At 73.2% G+C, this 16,717-nt stretch carries 17 protein-coding genes; 9 read left to right on the top strand and 8 right to left on the bottom strand.

Annotated features, from left to right (window positions below; translation table 11 throughout):
- Positions 1-302 precede the first annotated feature (302 nt).
- Positions 303-1,721 carry an MFS transporter gene (locus tag ACSURM_RS16025; RefSeq protein ID WP_436961111.1) on the top strand — a complete coding sequence of 473 codons (1,419 nt, stop codon included), beginning with the start codon at positions 303-305 and terminating at the stop codon, positions 1,719-1,721.
- Between the two features lie 141 nt (positions 1,722-1,862).
- Here ACSURM_RS16025 and ACSURM_RS16030 read toward each other — a convergent pair whose 3' ends face one another.
- Positions 1,863-2,675, bottom strand: a complete 813-nt coding sequence (locus ACSURM_RS16030; RefSeq protein ID WP_436955740.1) for a M55 family metallopeptidase — start codon at positions 2,673-2,675, stop codon at positions 1,863-1,865.
- Between the two features lie 89 nt (positions 2,676-2,764).
- Here ACSURM_RS16030 and ACSURM_RS16035 point away from each other — a divergent pair, with 89 nt between their 5' ends.
- The gene (locus ACSURM_RS16035) at positions 2,765-3,052 is read left to right on the top strand and encodes a hypothetical protein (RefSeq protein WP_436955742.1); all 288 of its coding nucleotides are present in this window, start codon (positions 2,765-2,767) and stop codon (positions 3,050-3,052) included.
- Between the two features lie 136 nt (positions 3,053-3,188).
- On the opposite strand, the gene ACSURM_RS16040 is transcribed toward ACSURM_RS16035, so the two are convergent.
- The 4 genes from ACSURM_RS16040 to ACSURM_RS16055 form a co-directional block, all read right to left on the bottom strand.
- Entirely contained in the window at positions 3,189-4,628 is a 1,440-nt protein-coding gene (locus tag ACSURM_RS16040; protein ID WP_436955744.1) for a HAMP domain-containing sensor histidine kinase, read from the bottom strand.
- Positions 4,629-5,357, bottom strand: a complete 729-nt coding sequence (locus tag ACSURM_RS16045; protein WP_436955746.1) for a response regulator transcription factor — start codon at positions 5,355-5,357, stop codon at positions 4,629-4,631.
- A gap of 352 nt (positions 5,358-5,709) precedes the next feature.
- Positions 5,710-6,288, bottom strand: a complete 579-nt coding sequence (locus ACSURM_RS16050) for a CE1759 family FMN reductase (RefSeq protein ID WP_436955748.1) — start codon at positions 6,286-6,288, stop codon at positions 5,710-5,712.
- Positions 6,285-7,373 carry an LLM class flavin-dependent oxidoreductase gene (locus tag ACSURM_RS16055; protein ID WP_436955750.1) on the bottom strand — a complete coding sequence of 363 codons (1,089 nt, stop codon included), beginning with the start codon at positions 7,371-7,373 and terminating at the stop codon, positions 6,285-6,287. The genes ACSURM_RS16050 and ACSURM_RS16055 overlap by 4 nt, the downstream gene beginning before the upstream one ends.
- Positions 7,374-7,518: 145 nt before the next feature.
- Here ACSURM_RS16055 and ACSURM_RS16060 point away from each other — a divergent pair, with 145 nt between their 5' ends.
- From ACSURM_RS16060 to ACSURM_RS16075, 4 genes are read left to right on the top strand one after another with little or no spacing between them, the layout of a single operon-like run.
- A complete protein-coding gene (locus ACSURM_RS16060) occupies positions 7,519-7,857 on the top strand; it encodes a YnfA family protein (RefSeq protein WP_436955752.1) in 339 nt (112 codons plus the stop codon).
- 51 nt (positions 7,858-7,908) lie between these two features.
- Positions 7,909-8,688 carry an SDR family NAD(P)-dependent oxidoreductase gene (locus ACSURM_RS16065; RefSeq protein ID WP_436955753.1) on the top strand — a complete coding sequence of 260 codons (780 nt, stop codon included), beginning with the start codon at positions 7,909-7,911 and terminating at the stop codon, positions 8,686-8,688.
- Positions 8,685-8,855: a hypothetical protein gene (locus ACSURM_RS16070; protein ID WP_436955755.1), complete on the top strand. Its 171-nt coding sequence runs from the start codon at positions 8,685-8,687 to the stop codon at positions 8,853-8,855. Before ACSURM_RS16065 ends, ACSURM_RS16070 begins: the two co-directional genes overlap by 4 nt.
- A gap of 32 nt (positions 8,856-8,887) precedes the next feature.
- Positions 8,888-9,493 (top strand): TetR/AcrR family transcriptional regulator, encoded by a 606-nt coding sequence (locus ACSURM_RS16075; protein ID WP_436955757.1) that lies wholly within the window; start codon positions 8,888-8,890, stop codon positions 9,491-9,493.
- Here the strand turns inward: ACSURM_RS16075 and ACSURM_RS16080 are convergent.
- Complete coding sequence (locus tag ACSURM_RS16080) at positions 9,483-10,676, bottom strand: RtcB family protein (protein WP_436955758.1); 1,194 nt, start codon at positions 10,674-10,676, stop codon at positions 9,483-9,485. The genes ACSURM_RS16075 and ACSURM_RS16080 overlap by 11 nt on opposite strands.
- 215 nt (positions 10,677-10,891) lie before the next feature.
- On the opposite strand from ACSURM_RS16080, the gene ACSURM_RS16085 reads away from it, so the two are divergent.
- From ACSURM_RS16085 to ACSURM_RS16095, 3 genes are all read left to right on the top strand, one after another.
- Positions 10,892-11,770, top strand: a complete 879-nt coding sequence (locus ACSURM_RS16085; RefSeq protein WP_436955759.1) for a DUF3558 domain-containing protein — start codon at positions 10,892-10,894, stop codon at positions 11,768-11,770.
- Positions 11,771-11,885: 115 nt separating this feature from the next.
- Positions 11,886-12,758 (top strand): DUF3558 family protein, encoded by an 873-nt coding sequence (locus tag ACSURM_RS16090; protein ID WP_436955761.1) that lies wholly within the window; start codon positions 11,886-11,888, stop codon positions 12,756-12,758.
- Positions 12,759-12,878: 120 nt separating this feature from the next.
- A complete protein-coding gene (locus ACSURM_RS16095) occupies positions 12,879-14,126 on the top strand; it encodes a DUF2637 domain-containing protein (RefSeq protein WP_436955763.1) in 1,248 nt (415 codons plus the stop codon).
- Positions 14,127-14,135: 9 nt separating this feature from the next.
- On the opposite strand, the gene ACSURM_RS16100 is transcribed toward ACSURM_RS16095, so the two are convergent.
- Positions 14,136-14,777 carry a DUF998 domain-containing protein gene (locus tag ACSURM_RS16100; RefSeq protein WP_436955765.1) on the bottom strand — a complete coding sequence of 214 codons (642 nt, stop codon included), beginning with the start codon at positions 14,775-14,777 and terminating at the stop codon, positions 14,136-14,138.
- Between the two features lie 174 nt (positions 14,778-14,951).
- Positions 14,952-16,691 carry a lysine--tRNA ligase gene (gene lysS / locus ACSURM_RS16105; RefSeq protein ID WP_436955767.1) on the bottom strand — a complete coding sequence of 580 codons (1,740 nt, stop codon included), beginning with the start codon at positions 16,689-16,691 and terminating at the stop codon, positions 14,952-14,954.
- Positions 16,692-16,717: the final 26 nt, after the last annotated feature.

The following is a 16,717-nucleotide window of genomic DNA, read 5'->3' on the forward strand; positions in this document are numbered from 1 at the left end:
CGCACTCCGACGACGAGTACGGCGGGAACGACGAGTACGACGAGTACGGCGGGTACGGCGGGTACGGCGGGTACGGCGGATGCCGCGGTCGTCGTCCATCCTGCCCGCCCGGCGGCCCGAACGGGATGCCCGAGGGTGGTCACGCGATGACCACCCTCACGGCGACCGGTCCCACGGCGGTGCTGGCTGGTCCGACCACGGCGGACGAGTCTTCTGCACGGCGACTCCCGCTGTTCCCCGGCGAGTTCGCCACCCCCGACGTCCCCCCGACGCCCGATCCCGCCGTACAGAAGGGACCCGCCATGTCCGTCACCGTGACCCGGCCGGCCGACGCCGCGCCCGCCGTGCTGACCCCGCGGCTGCGCCTGGTGCTGGTGCTGCTGCTCGCGGCCCAGTTCATGCTGGCCGTGGACTTCTCCATCCTGAACGTGGCCCTGCCGGTGATCGGCGCGGGCCTCGGCTTCTCCCTCGACCGGCTCCAGTGGATCGGCACCGCGTTCGCCCTGTGCGCGGCCGGGTTCACCCTGCTGTTCGGGCGGATCGCCGATCTCTTCGGCCGCCGCCGGCTGTTCCTCGGCGGCCTCGTCGTCCTCGGCGCGGCCTCGCTGGCCGGCGGGCTGGCGCAGAGCCCCGAGGTGCTGCTCGCGGCCCGGGTGTTCCAGGGACTGGCCACCGCGGCGGTCACCCCGGCCGGGCTGTCCCTGCTGACGACGTCGTTCCCGGAGGGACCGCTGCGGGAGAAGGCGCTCGGTCCCAACGGGGCGCTGATGTCGGCCGGTTTCACCACGGGCGCGATCCTCGGCGGCCTGCTGACCGACCTGCTGTCGTGGCGCTGGGCGTTCTTCGTCAACGTGCCCGTGGCCCTCGCCGTGCTCCTCGTCGCGCCCGCCGTCATCGCCGAGTCCCGGCCCGCCGAGCGGCCGAAGCTGGACGTACCGGGTGCCGTCACGGTCACCCTCGGCCTGCTGGCGGTCATCCTCGGTCTGACCCGGGCCGGGGAGCACGGCTGGGGCGCGCCGGCCACGCTGCTGCCGCTCGCGGCCGGGGCGGTGCTGCTCGGGATGTTCGCGGCCGTGGAGCGCCGGGTGTCCGCGCCGCTGGTGCCGCCCCGGGTACTGGGCCGGCGGTCGGTGGCATGGGGCAACCTCGCCGGGCTGATCGCGTTCCTCACCGAGACGTCCCTGGTGTTCCTGCTGACCCTCTACCTCCAGGAGGTGCTGGGCTTCTCCCCGCTGGCGGCCGGGCTGTCGTTCGGCGTGCTGGGCGCGGGGACCGTGGTCGGCGGCGCGCTCGCCCCGCGGCTGATCGGCGGGTACGGCGCGACCCGCACCCTGCTGGCCGGCGGGCTGGTGCAGGCCCTGTCCACGGCGGCCCTGCTCGGGCTCGGCACCGGGCACGCCTCGCTGTGGCTGCTCCTGGCCGCGACCTTCGCGGGCGGGGTGGGCAACATGCTGGTCATCGTCGGGTTCATGGTGACCGCCACGTCCGGTCTCGCCGACGACGAACAGGGGCTGGCCACCGGGCTCGCGACGATGACCCAGCAGGTCGGCATCACCATGGGCACTCCGGTGATGAGCGCCGTCGCCACCGCCGCCATGACCGGTACGGGCACCCTGGCCGTCCTCGGCGGGCTGAAGACCGCGATCGCGCTGAACGCGGCCCTCGCCCTCGTCGGCACCGTCGGCAGCGCGGTGTTCCTGCGCACGCCCCGCCACCGGTGACGGGCGGGCCGGTCCCTTCCGGTCACGTCCGGTCCCGTCCGGTCACGGAAGACCCGCCGTCCTGGTCTCCGCGGACATCGGCACCCGTACCCCCGGCCGGAGCCCCCGGCCGGGGGCTCCGGCCGGTCGGCTGGTGAGTCCTCAGCAGTACGGCGGCTGGTTGGTGAGCGAGGACGCCACCCGCATCCACACCCCGAACTGCCGGTACAGCGCGGGCAGCGGACCGCTCGCCCGGACCGTCCGGGGGTCGTCGGCCGTCACCCCGGGGATGCCGAGCAGGGTCTCGGCGACCGACGCGGACTGCCAGCGGACGGCGAGGGTGGCCTCGGCGGCGGACGGGGCGGGGCGGCGCGGGGCCGTGGCCAGCGCGGCGGCCACCGTCTCCTCGATCGCCTCGCGCAGCTCGGCCGCGAACCGGTCGCGGGCGTACTTCACCGGGACGGTGGCGACCGAGGCGTCCCACTCCGTCATCTCCGCGCACGCCGCGTCGTCACCCGTGAGGGCGACGACGGGCACGCCGAGGGCCGCCGCCGTGGCCTGCGCGAGCCCGATCTCGCCGACCGGGCGGCCGTCCAGCCACATGTCCTCGATCTCGTGGCCCATGAAGCTGTGGCTGAGCACGCCCGGCGCACCGGCCCGGGAGTGGTAGCCGACGCACAGCACGGCGTCGTACTCCCCGGTCAGCCCCTCCAGCATGCCGAGCCGCTTGGGCCTGCCGCGCACCAGACGGGCCGCCGGGTGCAGGGCCTCGGGGAGGAGGTTGCGCATCGGGCCGTGGGCGTCGTTGACCAGGACGTGGGCGGCACCGGCGGCCAGCGCGCCCCGGACGGCGGCGTTCACGTCCGCGGCCATCTCGGCGCGGCCCCGCTCGTAGTCCCGGCCGCCCGGCTGGACGTCGTCCGCGTCGACGAGCCCGGTGACGCCCTCCATGTCCGCGCTGATGTAGATCCGCACGGCGTCGACCCTATCCGGCCCTACGTATTGTAGGTTCCCAACCGCCGACAACTACCGGGCCGTTCACACGCCCGTTCAACGGGGGACGCATGCAGGACACGACCGAGACGGAGCCCGGCACGGAGGTCTGTGCGCACAGTCTCGCGCCGACGGTGGCCGTGCTGGTCGTCAGCCTGGTCATCGCCGCCGTCGGCGTGTATCAGCTGTGCGGCTTCGGGCTGCACAGCCTGGACCGGCGCCCGCACCTGTTCGGCGACGGCCTGGCGACCGGCGGGGTGATCGCCGCCGCGGTCGCCGCCGGAGCCGCGGTGGGCAACCTGGCCTGGCTGCTGACGGCGGCCCGGCGGCGCGAGGGCGACGCGGGCGACAACACCTGACGCTCACCGGCCGCCCGGTCCGAGCACGGACGGCGTCACGGCCTCGGGTCGTCCGGGGGCCGTGGCGTCCCCGCAGGCCCGACAAGATCACACCGGCCGGAGCCGGCACCCGTACCGCTCCCGGCCCGCAGCCGGCTCAGTCGCCGCCCCCGCCGTCCCCCACCGGCCCGCCGGCCACCGTGAAGCCGATGACCGAGCCGCCGCCCTCGCGCCGGTAGGCGAACGGCGCTCCGTCATGGGCCCGGGCGACCTCGCGGACGATGGACAGGCCGAGCCCGGAGCCGGGCAGCGAGCGGGCGTCGGCGGCGCGGTAGAAGCGGTCGAAGATGCGCACGAGGTCGCCGTCGGCGATGCCCGGCCCCCGGTCCAGCACCTCCACCCGTACCGTGCCCGGCCGGGCCGGCCCGGTGACGCTCACCTCGATCGGCGCGGTGCCGCCCCGGTCGAACTTGGCGGCGTTCTCGACCAGGTTGGAGATGGCCCGCTGGAGCATCCCGGACCGCCCGTGGGCCGTCGTCTCACCGCTCACGCGCAGCACGACCTGCCGCCCGGTACGGCGCCGGGCCAGCCCGACCACGTCCTCGGCGAGGTCGGCGAGGTCCACCCGCTGCGGCGGCTCGGCGTCGGACTGCCCGGCGGCGAGGTCGACCAGCTCGTTGACCAGGTCGGTCAGTTCCCGGGCCTCCTGGGTGAGGTCGGCGACCAGTTCCTCCCGGGACTCGGGCGGCAGCTCCTCGATGCGCCGCAGCAGCGAGATGTTGGTGCGCAGGGAGGTGAGCGGGGTGCGCAGCTCGTGCCCGGCGTCCTGCACCAGCCGGCGCTGGTCCTCCTCCGACTGCGCGAGCCGCCCCAGCATCCGGTCGAAGGCGCGGCCCAGCCGCCCCACCTCGTCCAGCCCGGTCACCGGCACCTGGATGCCCAGCCGCCGGGTGCGGGCCACGTCCTCGGCGGCGGAGGTCAGCACCACCAGCCGGCGGGTGATGCGCCGGGCCAGCCACCAGCCGAACAGCCCGGCCGCCACCACGACCGCCGCCATCAGGATCAGCGTCCGCTGCTGCAGGGCCCGCAGCAGGTCCTCGGTGTCGCTGAACTCCTGCGCGACCTGCACCGCGCCCCGCCCGCCGCCGAGCGAGACGGTGGCGATGCGGAACAGGTCCGCGTCCACCCGTACGTCCTTGTGCTCGACGACCTCCCCGGCCCGCCGGGCGACGGCCACCGCACGGTCCTGGGCGGTGACGGGCAGTACCGGACTGCCGTGGTCCACGATCTGCCCCGACGCGCCGAGCACCTGGACGTCGGTGCGGGCGGGGCGGACCAGGTCGTGCCCGGGACGGGAGGAGGAGAAGTCGTCGGGGCTCATCGGCTGCTGCCGGACCTCGTCCCGGACGTCCTGCATGACCTGGGTGAACACCGACTGCTGGTCGACCCGGACGAGCCGCGCGGCGGAGTTGTACGACAGGATACCGACGAGGACCGTGACGGCGGCGGTGACGGCGGCGAAGGAGACCGCGAAGGTCGTGCGCAGGGAGACCAGCCTGGGCCGGGGCCGCTCCGGCGGCCGCCGACGCGGGCCCATCTAGTCCTCCCGCAGCACGTAGCCCACGCCCCGCACGGTGTGGATCGGCTGCGGGGCGCCGGGCTCGTCCAGCTTGCGGCGCAGATAGCCGACGTAGACGGCGAGGTTCTTGGAGCCGGGGCCGAAGTCGTAGCCCCAGATCCGGTCGTAGATGGTGGAGTGGTCCAGGACGATGCCCGCGTTGCGCACCAGCAGCTCCAGCAGCTCGAACTCGGTGCGGGTCAGCTCCAGTTCGCGCCGGCCGCGCCAGGCCCGGCGGGCCTGGAGGTCCATGCGCAGGCCGGCGGCCTCCAGCTGCCGGCCCGCGACCTGCGCCGCCTCCCGCGCCGGGCCCTCCGGGGGGACGGCGGCGGCCGGGGCGGGGCTGGTGCGGCGCAGCAGCGCGCGCAGCCGCGCGAAGACCTCCTCGACGTCGAACGGCTTGACCACGTAGTCGTCGGCGCCGGCGTCCAGGCCCGCGATGCGGTCGGCGGTCTCCACCAGGGCGGTGAGCATCAGGATCGGGGTGCGGTCGCCCTCGGCGCGCAGCACCCGGCACACCTGGAGGCCGTCGATGCCGGGCATCATCACGTCGAGGACGAGCACGTCCGGCGGGTCGGTGTGGGCCTGCGCCAGCGCTTCCACACCGTCGGCGACCGCCCTGACCTCGTACCCCTCCAGGGTCAGGGCCCGCTCCAGGGCATGGCGGATGGCACGGTCGTCTTCGGCGAGCAGCACAGTCTGGGGCACGTCCCCAGTCTGCCAAGGCCCCCGGCGGCCCGGCCGGACACGATGGCCCCGGAGCACGCTTTTTACCGCTCTCTCACCGGCCACCGCCCGCCCACCGAGCCCGTCGCCCGCCCACCGGGGCCCGGCGGCCCCTCACCACCCCGGGAGCCCGAACCACCCGCACGGACCGAAGGGGCCCGCCGGACCGGCCACCCGCCCCGCGGGCCACGCGATCCGCCACCCGCCCGGCCCACGAGCCGCCCGGACCACCGCCGTCCCGGCCCACGGGCCCCGTCCCGAGCCACCCGTCCCAGCCGACGCGTACCTCCCCGCCGGCCGGGACGGGCGACGGTGGCCCGTGACCCGTGGTCCGTCACTGCCCCAGCGCCGCCAGCCGCTCGGCGAACGGCACCACATCCTCGTCCGCCGCGCGCCGGGCCGCCGTAGCCGGCATCAGCGCGGCCAGCTCCCCCGCCGCCCGCTCGATCCGCTCGGGCAGTCCCTCGGCGCCCCAGTCCTCGGAGGCGGCGTACACGGCGGTGGGGACGACCACGGCCCGCAGGTAGGCGAACAGCGGGCGCAGCGCGTGCTCCAGCACCAGCGAGTGCCGTGCCGAGCCCCCGGTCGCCGCGATCAGCACCGGCTTGCCCGCCAGCGCGTCCTTGTCCAGCACGTCGAAGAAGGACTTGAACAGCCCGCTGTACGACGCGCTGAACACCGGCGTGACCACGATCAGCCCGTCGGCCTCCGCCACCGCGTCCTGCGCGGCGGCGAGGGCCTTGCCCGGGAAGCCGTTGGTGAACCGGTGCGCGATCTCGACGGCGAGGTCGCGCACCTCGACCACCCGGACGTCCACCGGCGTGTGCCCGTGGACGGCGGCGGCCAGCCGGTCGGCCAGCAGCCGGGTGGAGGACGGGACGCTCAGTCCCGCCGAGATGACGACGAGCTTCATGCGACGGCCTCCTTCCGCGCGGCGGCGGTCAGGGACTGGTGGGTGGGGGCGTCCGGCACGTCGGCCGGACGGTTCTTGGCGAACTCCTCGCGCAGCACGGGCACGACCTCCTCGCCGAGCATGTCGAGCTGTTCCAGGACGGTCTTCAGCGGCAGGCCGGCGTGGTCCATCAGGAACAGCTGGCGCTGGTAGTCGCCGGCGTACTCGCGGAAGGAGAGCGTCTTCTCGATCACCTGCTGCGGGGAGCCCACGGTGAGCGGTGTCTGCTCGGTGAAGTCCTCCAGCGAGGGCCCGTGGCCGTAGACCGGGGCGTTGTCGAAGTACGGGCGGAACTCCCGTACCGCGTCCTGGGAGTTCTTCCGCATGAAGACCTGGCCGCCCAGGCCGACGATCGCCTGCTCCGGGGTGCCGTGCCCGTGGTGGGCGTAGCGCTTGCGGTACAGCTCGATCATCCGCTTGGTGTGGTCGGCGGGCCAGAAGATGTTGTTGTGGAAGAAGCCGTCGCCGTAGTACGCGGCCTGCTCGGCGATCTCCGGGGAGCGGATGGAGCCGTGCCAGACGAACGGCGCGACCCCGTCCAGCGGGCGGGGCGTGGAGGTGAAGCCCTGCAGCGGAGTGCGGAACTTCCCCTCCCAGTCCACGACGTCCTCGCGCCACAGCCGGCGCAGCAGGGCGTAGTTCTCGATGGCGAGGTTGATGCCCTGCCGGATGTCCTGGCCGAACCACGGGTACACCGGCCCGGTGTTGCCCCGGCCCATCATCAGGTCCACCCGGCCGTCGGCCAGGTGCTGGAGCATCGCGAAGTCCTCCGCGATCTTCACCGGGTCGTTGGTGGTGATCAGGGTGGTGGAGGTGGACAGGATGAGCCTCTCGGTGCGGGCGGCTATGTAGCCGAGCATCGTGGTCGGCGACGACGGCACGAACGGCGGGTTGTGGTGCTCACCGGTGGCGAAGACGTCCAGCCCGACCTCCTCCGCCTTCAGCGCGATGGCGACCATCGCCTTGATCCGCTCGGCCTCGGTCGGCGTCCGTCCGGTGGTCGGGTCCGTGGTCACGTCCCCGACGCTGAAGATCCCGAACTGCATGACCGCCTCCATTTGGTTGATCGTTCAACTACACCCCTCCAACTGTAGCCCGGGCCCGGATATTCCTCACCCGTACCGCAGGGCGCGGACCGTCCCCGTGGCCGGCGGCACGGACCGCGCGAGCGCCGCGTGCGAAGCTGCCCGCATGCCGATCCTCCGCTCCGCCGCCCTGTTCGTCGTCGCCGCGCTGTTCGAGATCGGCGGCGCCTGGCTGGTCTGGCAGGGCGTACGGGAGCACCGGGGCGCGCTGTGGATCACCGGGGGCGTCCTCGCGCTCGGCGCGTACGGCTTCGTCGCCACCTTCCAGCCCGACGCCCACTTCGGCCGCATCCTCGCCGCCTACGGCGGGATCTTCGTGGCCGGCTCGATCCTGTGGGGCGTGATCGCCGACGGCTACCGGCCCGACCGCTGGGACATCGCCGGCGCGCTGGTCTGCCTCGCCGGGATGGCGATCATCATGTGGGCGCCCCGGAACGGCGGCTGAGGCCTCACATACGCTGGACGGAACCGTCCCGACGCCCGCCCAGGAGCAGCCATGGCCACCGCCGCCCCGTCCGCCGCCTCCCGCATCGCCGTCGTCACCGGCGCGAGCAGTGGCATCGGCGCCGCCACGGCCCGGCAGCTCGCCGCGGCCGGCTACCGCGTCGTCCTCACCGCCCGCCGCAAGGACCGTATCGAGGCCCTCGCCGAGGAGCTGACGAAGGCCGGGCACTCGGCGGTGGCCTACCAGCTCGACGTGACCGACCGCGCGGCCGTGGACGAGTTCGCCTCCGCCTTCAAGACGATCGGCGTCCTGGTGAACAACGCGGGCGGCGCCCTCGGCGCGGACCCGGTGGCCAGCGGCGACCCGGCGGACTGGCGCGCGATGTACGAGACGAACGTCATCGGCACACTGAACGTGACGCAGGCGCTGCTGCCGAAGCTGGAGGCGAGCGGCGACGGCGTGGTCGTGGTCGTCTCCTCCACCGCCGGCCACGGCACCTACGAGGGCGGCGGCGGCTATGTCGCCGCCAAGCACGGCGAGCACGTGCTCGCCGAGACCCTCCGCCTGGAGATCGTCGGCCGGCCGGTCCGGGTCGTCGAGATCGCGCCCGGCATGGTCCGCACGGAGGAGTTCGCCCTGACCCGCTTCGGCGGCGACACGGACAAGGCGGCCAAGGTGTACGAGGGCGTGGCCGAGCCCCTGACCGCCGACGACGTGGCCGAGACGATCACCTGGGCGGTGACCCGCCCCAGCCACGTCAACATCGACCTGCTGGTGGTGCGCCCGCGCGCCCAGGCGTCCAACACCAAGGTGCACCGGGAACAGGGATGACCGACGGCACGCCCCCGGCGGACGACCCGGCGCGGTCCCTGGAGCGGCGCCGGCTGGCCCAGGAGACGAAGGACGAACGCCAGGTCTGGTACTTCCTCGCCTACTTCCTCTTCGGCATCCACTTCCTGGCGTTCGTCATGATCTACGCGGTACGGCACGCGAAGTAGGATCCGGGACATCACGGCCTATAGTCGGTCGGATGACGAACTCGGTCGACCGTCGGACGCAGGCGGCACAGAAGCGCCGGCGCCTCGCGGCGGCGGCGGCCCGGGTCCTGCACGAGCAGGGCGTGGAGCGCACCACCCTCGCCGACATCGCGCAGGAGGCCGGCGTCCCGGTCGGGAACGTCTACTACTACTTCAAGACCAAGGACGAGCTGGTCCGGGCGGCGCTGGGCGAGCACCGCGACCGGCTGGACGAGCTCACCGCCGGGCTGGACCGGCTGCCGGCCCCGCCCGACCGCCTCAGGGCCCTGGTCGAGACCTGGGTGTCCCAGCGCGAGAGCACCGCCCGGCACGGCTGCCCCACCGGCACCCTGGCCGCCGAACTCGGCAAGCGCGCGGACGGCACGCTGCACGCCGAGGCCGGCGCGGTGCTGCGCCGCCTGTTGGACTGGACCGGCGCCCAGTTCCGCGCCTGGGGCGTCCCCGACCCCGACGGCCACGCCCTGACCCTGGTCTCCGCCCACCAGGGCATGGCCGTCCTGACCCACGCCCTGCGCGACCCGTCCGTCACGACCCGCGAGGCCGCCCGCCTGCTGCGCTGGCTGGACTCGCTGCGGCCCGGTCCCGGCGTCAGCCCTTGACGCAGACGACCTGCCTCAGCTTGGCCACCACCCGCACCAGGTCCCGCTGCTGGTCGATGACCTGGTCGATCGACTTGTAGGCGCCGGGGATCTCGTCCACGACACCGGAGTCCTTGCGGCACTCCACGCCCCGGGTCTGCTCCTCCAGGTCCTTCGTGGAGAAGCGCCGCTTGGCCGCGTTCCGGCTCATCCGCCGGCCGGCGCCGTGCGAGGCCGAGTTGAACGCCAGCTCGTTGCCGAGGCCGCGCACGATGTACGAGCCCGTGCCCATCGAGCCGGGGATGATGCCGTAGTCCCCGGAGCCGGCCCGGATCGCGCCCTTGCGGGTGACGAGCAGGTCCATGCCGTCGTACCGCTCCTCCGCGACGTAATTGTGGTGGCAGGAGATCTCCTGCTCGAAGACCGGCTTGGCCTTCTTGAACTCCTTGCGGATCACGTCCTTCAGGAGCGCCATCATGAGCATGCGGTTGTACTTGGCGTACTCCTGCGCCCAGAACAGGTCGTTGCGGTAGGCCGCCATCTGCGGGGTGTCCGCGACGAAGACGGCGAGGTCGCGGTCGACCAGGCCCTGGTTGTGCGGGAGCTTCTGGGCGACGCCGATGTGGTGCTCGGCGAGTTCCTTGCCGATGTTGCGGGAGCCGGAGTGGAGCATCAGCCACACGGAACCGTCCGTGTCGGTGCACACCTCGATGAAGTGGTTTCCGCCGCCGAGCGTGCCCATCTGCTTCCAGGCACGCTCCTGACGGAACCTGACCGCTTCGGCGACCCCGTCGAACCGCCCCCAGAAGTCCTCCCAGCCGGCCGTGGCCAGTCCGTGGAAGCCCCGGGGCTCGACCGGGTCGTCGTGCATCCCCCGGCCCACCGGGATGGACTGCTCGATCCTCGACCGCAGCCGGGACAGGTCCCCGGGCAGGTCGTTCGCGGTCAGGGAGGTCTTGACCGCCGACATCCCGCAGCCGATGTCCACGCCCACCGCCGCCGGGCACACCGCGTCCCGCATCGCGATGACCGAGCCGACCGTCGCGCCCTTGCCGTAGTGCACGTCCGGCATCACGGCCAGGCCCTCGATCCACGGCAGGGTCGCCACGTTCTGGAGCTGGCGCAGGGCCACGTCCTCGACCGTCGCCGGGTCCGTCCACATCCGGATCGGCACCTTCGCGCCCGGTATCTCCACGTACGACATGTCTTCCTCTTTCCCCCGGGGAATGGCAACAAAAGGCTTAAAAGCAGCAAAACGCAAAAGAGGCGCCAAGGTCGGCGAAAGCGACGAGGGACCGGCGGCCACGGCAGTGCGTGCGATACACATTGTCTGCAAGAGACGCCCCGCCGCGGCAAGCGAATAACCGGCGGGGACACTGGAGCACCGAGTGCGCACCCACCGTCGAGAGGAGCCCGACCGTGCAGCGGAAGGCCTACGCAACCGGCACCGCCGCCCTCCTCGCGGCGCTGCTGGCCGGCTGCACGAGCGGCTCCGGGGACACCGGCCCGGCGGACAACGCCAACCCGGGCGACACCGGCCGGACGGCCGTCGACGCGCAGCCCGGCAAGTACCGCACGCTCCCCGAGCCCTGCGGCGCGGTCGGCCACGACGCCCTGGACACGCTGCTGCCCGGCATCCAGCGGATCACCGACCCCGTCCAGCGGGACCGGGCCTACCAGGGCGCGGCCGAGCTGACCTTCGACACCGACCGCAAGGTGGGCTGCCGCTGGAAGGTCGACTCGGCCGACGTCACCGACCGCCTCTCCGTCGACTTCGAGCGCGTGGTGTCGTACGACAACGCGGTCAGCGACGACGACCAGGCGCAGCGGCTGTTCCAGGAGAAGCAGGCCGCCGCCGACCTGCCCGCGCCGAGCGGGGACACGGCACCGCCCGCGTCGCCCACGCCGACGGCGTCCGCGAAGGGCACCCCGAGCGGCGGCGCGTCCGCGTCGGCGAAGGACCCGTCCAGCAACTCCCCCTCTGCCTCCGCCACTTCGGGCTCCGCCCCGGCCACGCCGTCCGGCTCCACCGACGCCTCCGCCGACGCCTCCGCCGAGCTCCAGCCGCGCACCCTGTCCGACCTCGGGGACGAGGCGTACTTGGACGACCGGCTGAGCACCTCCGGTCCGACCGCCGAACAGCGCACGGTGACTGTGGTGTTCCGCACGTCCAACGTCGTCGTCACCCTCCAGTACGAGGAGCAGCCGACGGCCACCGGAACGGTCCCGGACAGCAAGGAAATGCAGGACAGGGCCCGTGATCTGGCCGCCCGGCTGGACGACGCGCTCGGCGGCTGACCGCCCGGCCGGCCCCGCCGCCCGTCCCACGGCCGGGCACCGCACGGCCTCCGCACCGCGTACCGTGGCCCCGCAGGAACCCGCACGAACACCGAGCGTCATGAGTGAAGGAACCATGCAGCGAGCAGCCCAGCGAGACGACCGTGCCCAGCGACACCAGCGAGCCAAGCGCCTGCGCCACGCGCTGGTCTGCGCGGCAGCCGTTCCGGCGGTCCTGATCACCGCCGGCTGCTCCTCGGACTCCGGTGACTCCAAGGCCAAGACCGGCGAGAGCGCCGGGGAGACGGCGAGCGGCAGCACCAAGCCGTCCGCGAGCGCGTCGCCGACCGTGCGGCCCGCCGCGTACGCCAAGCTGCCCGACCCGTGCACCGTGCTGGCGCAGAAGACCCTCGGCGACCTGGTCCCCAAGGCCTCCAAGTCGGGCAAGAAGGGCGGCTCCGACGAGCCGTCGTCGCGCGCCTCCTGCGCCTGGGACAGCCTGGCCAACAACGGCGTGAAGGGCTCGCAGTTCCGCTGGCTGAACGTCTCCCTGCTGCGCTTCGACTCGGACGTCACGCGGGGCGCCGCCGACGAGCAGGCGCACGCGTACTTCAGCCGGCAGGTGCAGGACGCCCAGTCGGTGGACGGCGCGAAGGACACCAAGATGGTGCCGCTGTCCGGGACCGGCGCGGAGGCGGCGGCGGTGCGCTACGACCTGAAGAAGAAGGAGGGCCTCTTCAAGCAGCAGACGGTCGTCGCCCGGGTGGAGAACGTCGTGGTCACCCTGGACTACAACGGCGCCGGTCTCGCGGGCGAGAAGACGCCGGACGCCGACGACCTCATGAAGGACGCGCAGCAGGCGCTGAAGGAGGCCGTGGCGTCGGTATCGAAGGCCAACGGCGCGGCGGGCGACGCGAGTTCGCAGCCGTCGGACTCCGCGTCCGGGAAGCCCTCTCAGTCGTCCTCGCCGAGCGCGTCCGCCTCCGAGCCGGCCCAGAAGAAGGCCTGACCGTACGGGCGCAGCGGGTGACCGGTACCGCGTTCCTCGTACACGTGTGCCACCCTGTTGCGCGCAACAACAGGCAACGGGAGGGGAGTACGAGTGGCCGGGCCACCGCAGCTGACTCGGATGCACCGCGTTCTCATCGGCGTGGTCGTGACCGGTGCGCTGATCATCGCCGGTATCGGCTTCGCCGGTTCGTACGCGGCCGTCCGTGAGCTGGCCGTCAAGAAGGGCTTCGGGAACTTCTCCTATGTGTTCCCGATCGGCATCGACGCGGGCATCTGCGTCCTGCTCGCCCTCGACCTGCTGCTGACCTGGACCCGGATCCCCTTCCCGCTGCTGCGCCAGACGGCGTGGCTGCTGACGGCGGCGACGATCGCGTTCAACGGCGCCGCCGCCTGGCCGGACCCGCTGGGCGTGGGCATGCACGCGGTGATCCCGGTGCTGTTCGTGGTGGCGGTCGAGGCGGCCCGGCACGCGGTCGGCCGCATCGCCGACATCACGGCGGACAAGCACATGGAGGGCGTCCGCCTCACCCGCTGGCTGCTCTCCCCGCTGCCGACGTTCCTGCTGTGGCGCCGCATGAAGCTGTGGGAGCTGCGCTCCTACGACCAGGTCATCAAGCTGGAGCAGGAACGTCTCGTCTACCAGGCCCGGCTGCGCTCCCGGTTCGGCCGCGCCTGGCGCCGCAAGGCCCCGGTGGAGTCCCTGATGCCGCTGCGCCTGGCGCGCTACGGCGTCCCGCTCGCGGACACGGCCCCGGCGGGCCTGGCCGCGGCGGGCATCGACCCGGCCCTGCTCCCCCCGGCCCCGCGCCCGCAGGCCCTCGCCCCCGCCACGGCCGACCGCGCCGCCGCGGCCGACCGCCCGGTCGAGGCGGCCCCGCACCGGCCGGACCCCGCCGCCGCGCGGCGGCCCGCCGAGGCACCCCCGGCCGACGAGCAGAGCCCCTGGTTCCAGGCCCCGCGCGAGGTCGAGTACCACGGCGGCTACGACCCCACCTACGACCCGATGCTCCAGGAACCCCAGTACGCCCCCGAGGAGCAGTACGAGGGCTGGTACGAGGAGCAGGCCCCGGAGGACTTCCAGCAGCCCTCCCCGGAGGAGACGGGCAGCTTCCCGATCCCGGTGAGCCCGTCCCGCACCCGCGAACTCGGCGAGGGCGGCGGCAGCCCGGAACCGGACCCGACGGAGGAGGACTACTACCAGGTCTTCCGCAAGTCGATCGACGGCAGCTTCCCCACCCCGCACCAGTTCGGCGAGGCGGTCGAGGCGACGTACCGCATCACGCTGGCCCCGCGCGACGCCGAGCGCATGGTCAACCGCTTCACCAACCGCTTCAACGCGGAGCTGGAGGAGGACCACATCGCGTGACGGCCGCGCTCACCGGACCGCGGGCGCCGGCGGACGCAGCAGGCCGTACGCGCCGGTGAGCAGCGCCCACACCAGCACGGGGAAGACCGCGACCCGCTCCATGCCGCCCATGCCCAGCCCCAGGTAGTGGCCGGAGAGGAAGAGCCCGCACGCGGCGAGCGCCACGACTCCCAGCGGTCCGGCGGCCCGGCGCGACAGGGCCGGGCCGTGGGGCGTCAGGCCGGCCCCCGCCAGCAGCAGGCCGGCGTTGCCCGTGCCCATGATGAGCAGGGCGCCCAGGACGTGTACGTTCTCGCTGGTGTCCGCCGGTGCCAGCCCGGCGAGCACGAAGCCCGCGCCCGCGCCGGCCAGCAGGACCCGGGCCACCCGGGCGGTGGCCCCGCGCCGCCACAGCGGCCCGGACAGCACGACACCGACGACGAGCAGCGCGCCCAGGACGACGAACGAGCCGTTCATCAGGCCGTGCTCGGGCGAGCACACGTACCGGGGCGTGGGATCGGGCTGGACGGCGCACCGGGCGTTGCCCAGGTCGCTGATGTTGTTCCGGGCCCAGCTGTACGGCCGGTCCCAGGCCGACTGCGCGATCCCGTGCACCGCGAAGAACTGCGCCACCCCGGCGAGCCACGCGGCACCGGCGATCCGAACCCTCACTTCTCCCCCTGCCGTCACACGATTCCCGTACCGCCCAGCCGATCACGCGCAACGGGGCCCGGGCACTGCGGCAGGCCCCCGGAACGAAGGTGGGGAGGGCCGTACGAAGAGGCGCGCGGGCACGGAAAAAGGGGCCCTCTCCCGGAAGGAAGAGGACCCCTGTCTCCGTACGGCTTACTCCCCGAGCAGCGTCCGTACCCGCTCCTGACCCACAGCCAGCAGCAGGGTGGGCAGGCGGGGGCCGGTGTCGCGGCCGACGAGCAGGTGGTACAGCAGGGCGAAGAACGTCCGCTGGGCCGTCTTGATCTCCGGCGGCAGCTCCTTCGGCGTGGCGTCGGCGGAGAACCCGGCCTGGACCTTCGGCACGCCGTACACCAGGTGGGTCAGCCCGTCGAGCGACCAGTGGTCGGCGAGCCCGTCCAGCAGCAGCCGCACGGACTGCCGGGACGGCTCGTCCAGGGACTTCAGCAGCTCGGCGTCGGGCTCCTCGCGCACGATGGTCCGCTGGTCGGCGGGCACGTACGTGTTGATCCACGCCTCCGCCCGGTCGTAGCGCGGGCGCACCTCGTCCAGCGCGGCCAGCGGCTGCTCCGGATCCAGCTCGGACAGGATGCGCAGCGCCTGGTCCTCGTGACCGGCGGTGATGTCGGCGACGGACGCCAGCGTGCGGTACGGCAGCGGGCGGGGCGTCTTCGGCAGCTCACCGGCGGCGGTGCCGACGGCGCGGGTGTGGGCGGCGACGTCGGCCGGCAGCGCGGAGCCGTCGGCGACCTTCGCGGCCAGCTTGTCCCACTCGTCGTAGAGCCGCTGGATCTCCTGGTCGAAGGCGATCTTGAAGGACTGGTTGGGCTTGCGGCGGGCGTACAGCCAGCGCAGCAGCTGCGGCTCCATGATCTTCAGCGCGTCCGACGGGGTGGGCACGCCACCGCGCGAGGACGACATCTTCGCCATGCCGGAGATGCCCACGAACGCGTACATGGGCCCGATCGGCTGCTCGCCGCCGAAGATCGGCGCGATCTGCCCGCCGACCTGGAAGCTGGAGCCGGGCGAGGAGTGGTCCACACCGCTGGGCTCGAAGACCACGCCCTCGTACGCCCAGCGCATCGGCCAGTCGACCTTCCACACCAGCTTGCCCCGGTCGAACTCGCTGAGCCGGACGGTCTCGGCGAAGCCGCAGGCGGTGCAGGTGTACGACAGCTCGGTGGTGTCGTCGTCGTAGGAGGTGACCGTCGTCAGGTCCTTGCCGCAGCCGCCGCAGTACGGCTTGTACGGGAAGTACCCGGCGGAGCCGGAGCTGCCGTCGTCCTCGGACGCGGCGCCGGAGCCCTCCTCGGCCTCCCGCTCGGCCTCGTCCACCGGCTTCTGCTGCTGCTTCTTCGGCGCCTTCTTCGTCCGGTACTGGGCGAGGATCGCGTCGATGTCGTGCCGGTGCCGCATGGCGTGCAGGATCTGCTCGCGGTAGGCGCCGGAGGTGTACTGCGCGGTCTGGCTGATCCCGTCGAACTCCACGCCGAGCTGCGCCAGCGCCTCGACCATGGCGGCCTTGAAGTGCTCGGCCCAGTTCGGGTACGCCGACCCCTTCGGCGCCGGGACCGAGGTCAGCGGCTTGCCGATGTGCTCGGCCCAGGTCTCGTCCACACCGGGGACGCCGGCCGGGACCTTGCGGTAGCGGTCGTAGTCGTCCCAGGAGATCAGGTGCCGGACCTCGCGGCCGCGGCGGCGGATCTCGTCGGCGACCAGGTGCGGGGTCATGACCTCGCGGAGGTTGCCGAGGTGGATCGGACCGGAGGGGGAGAGTCCGGACGCGACGACGACCGGTTTGCCCGGGGCCCGACGCTCCGACTCCTCGATGACCTCATCCGCGAAACGGGAGACCCAGTCGGTGGTCTCGGTGCTCTGAGCCACGATCGGCACGTCCTTCTTTCTGAACGGGGTGAGCC

Source organism: Streptomyces sp. SudanB182_2057, assembly GCF_964272715.1.
GTDB classification, from domain to species: Bacteria; Actinomycetota; Actinomycetes; order Streptomycetales; family Streptomycetaceae; genus Streptomyces; species Streptomyces rubradiris.

Excerpts from the sequence above, each read along its gene's own strand:
- ACSURM_RS16075 (WP_436955757.1), top strand. The coding sequence starts at position 8,888 with ATGACGAACTCGGTCGACCGTCGGACGCAGGCGGCACAGAAGCGCCGG.
- ACSURM_RS16025 (WP_436961111.1), top strand. The coding sequence starts at position 303 with ATGTCCGTCACCGTGACCCGGCCGGCCGACGCCGCGCCCGCCGTGCTG.
- ACSURM_RS16080 (WP_436955758.1), bottom strand. The coding sequence starts at position 10,676 with ATGTCGTACGTGGAGATACCGGGCGCGAAGGTGCCGATCCGGATGTGG.
- ACSURM_RS16065 (WP_436955753.1), top strand. The coding sequence starts at position 7,909 with ATGGCCACCGCCGCCCCGTCCGCCGCCTCCCGCATCGCCGTCGTCACC.
- ACSURM_RS16035 (WP_436955742.1), top strand. The coding sequence starts at position 2,765 with ATGCAGGACACGACCGAGACGGAGCCCGGCACGGAGGTCTGTGCGCAC.
- ACSURM_RS16095 (WP_436955763.1), top strand. The coding sequence starts at position 12,879 with ATGCACCGCGTTCTCATCGGCGTGGTCGTGACCGGTGCGCTGATCATC.
- ACSURM_RS16050 (WP_436955748.1), bottom strand. The coding sequence starts at position 6,288 with ATGAAGCTCGTCGTCATCTCGGCGGGACTGAGCGTCCCGTCCTCCACC.
- ACSURM_RS16070 (WP_436955755.1), top strand. The coding sequence starts at position 8,685 with ATGACCGACGGCACGCCCCCGGCGGACGACCCGGCGCGGTCCCTGGAG.
- ACSURM_RS16055 (WP_436955750.1), bottom strand. The coding sequence starts at position 7,373 with ATGCAGTTCGGGATCTTCAGCGTCGGGGACGTGACCACGGACCCGACC.
- ACSURM_RS16040 (WP_436955744.1), bottom strand. The coding sequence starts at position 4,628 with ATGGGCCCGCGTCGGCGGCCGCCGGAGCGGCCCCGGCCCAGGCTGGTC.
- ACSURM_RS16090 (WP_436955761.1), top strand. The coding sequence starts at position 11,886 with ATGCAGCGAGCAGCCCAGCGAGACGACCGTGCCCAGCGACACCAGCGA.
- ACSURM_RS16060 (WP_436955752.1), top strand. The coding sequence starts at position 7,519 with ATGCCGATCCTCCGCTCCGCCGCCCTGTTCGTCGTCGCCGCGCTGTTC.